The sequence below is a fragment of the Campylobacter sp. US25a genome (assembly GCF_004379075.1).
In the GTDB taxonomy this organism is placed as follows: Bacteria; Campylobacterota; Campylobacteria; order Campylobacterales; family Campylobacteraceae; genus Campylobacter_D; species Campylobacter_D jejuni.
In genome coordinates, this window is the sequence record NZ_RYYM01000050.1 from 1 (window position 1) to 1,590 (window position 1,590).

A 1,590-nucleotide genomic window follows, 5' to 3' on the forward strand; every position below is an offset into this window, starting at 1 on the left:
TAACTTTTTATGTTTGTATTTATGGCTAAATAAATAGCATAAGGTTCTTTTCTGGTTTGTAAGAAATCTTTATGTTTTTCTACATCTGGTAAAGGTGGTGGAGTCATTATAATTTAATTTCCTTTCTGAAATAATATGCCACAATCCTAGAATCTAACTCACTTGGCTGAACATAGTATAAAGGACTTGGCAAGAGATCTAATTTGGGATTTAAAAATTTCCAACTTCCATAATATGTGCAATTTTTTAAACATTTCTTCATTTCATTTTCTATTTGCATTCATCTAAAGCCTTTTGGGTTTCATTTAGGAGATTTTCCATATCAATTAATATTTTTTTATAAATATTTCTCTTTAAATCATCTATATTTTTTACATCTAAATTTTTAAATATTTCATAATTTTCTTTCATGTTTTTAAACATTAAGTTTCTATCTTCAAAAGAGCATAATTGAGCATTATTAGACAAAAATACATTTTGAATCAATGTTTTAAAAGAAATTGCCGTACCTATATATTCTGTTCCCTTATCCAAATAACCTACACCCTCTAAGTAATCATAAAATTCTTCATAATGTTTTATAAATTTAAGTTTTTCTTCAAAAATTTGTCTTTCTAAATCTCTAGTTGATGCTCTTAAGTTTAGATATTTTTGCTTTTCATTGGAAGTTGAATTTATACCGCTTATGAAATTAAGATAATTAAAATAAATTTGTTCTTTACCATGTAAAACAAAGAAGTTACCAGCACAGCTTTTAATAAAAGCTTCAAAATACCTATCCTCAAATCCAAATAATTTAGCCACCTTAAAATCAAAAATAGCCTTTTGCATTTTTACATTTAAATCTTTAAAATCTTCTAGCTTAGGTTGGTAATCATTTACAATTTTAATCATATCCTTAGGGCTTGGATTTAAAGTCATTTTTTCAAAGTTTTTAAATTCTAGTTGAACTTTAGGATAATGATACATTCCCCAATAAATCGTATATAAAGGAGAATAAAGTAATTTTGCAAGCACGGCAAATATTATAATAATTATTATACAAGGTATATAAAATCTTTTAAGTTTGTAAAAAGGTTTTTTCATTGTTTATTCTTTATTACTCTGCCTTAATCTCTCCACCTCTAACCACAAGTCCATTAGAATCTATCACTACTTCAACTCCACCTGCTTTAATAATAACACAATCTCCCTTAGTAACAATTTGAGTATCGCCTACTTGGTGGAGGATTTGATTACCTGCTTTTACTTCACAATCTGTTTGAAAGTCACTATATTTAGATTCTGCAAGTTCTGTATGTTGTTTTTTGGTTTGCGTGCTTAAATTTTGTTCTGTGTATATATATCAATGTAATTGTTAGTTTGCATACTAAAATGTTCTTCCGTAAAGTAATTTATTCCTTTATTAACATGAAGCTCAAGTTTTCCCTCAACCACTTCCTTTTTATTTCCCTTCACATTCCTTATCTCATCTTTATGGATAATAGTGTTTTGATTAGCACCTATTTCTATGTCTTTGTTTTCTTCTACATATTCGCTAGAATTCTTAGCCACTCTTACTTTATTATCTACTCCTACATTTAAGGTATT

1 protein-coding gene and 1 pseudogene are annotated in these 1,590 nt (G+C 27.2%); both read right to left on the reverse strand.

Annotated features, from left to right (window positions below; translation table 11 throughout):
* Positions 1-270: 270 nt before the first annotated feature.
* The gene (locus tag ELQ12_RS09605) at positions 271-1,086 is read right to left on the reverse strand and encodes a hypothetical protein (protein WP_002861583.1); all 816 of its coding nucleotides are present in this window, start codon (positions 1,084-1,086) and stop codon (positions 271-273) included.
* A gap of 234 nt (positions 1,087-1,320) precedes the next feature.
* Positions 1,321-1,590, reverse strand: a pseudogene (locus tag ELQ12_RS10270) (VgrG protein); the annotation flags it as partial.

Bases quoted from the DNA above. Each gene is read 5' to 3' on its own strand.
- ELQ12_RS09605 (WP_002861583.1), bottom strand. From the start codon at position 1,086: ATGAAAAAACCTTTTTACAAACTTAAAAGATTTTATATACCTTGTATA.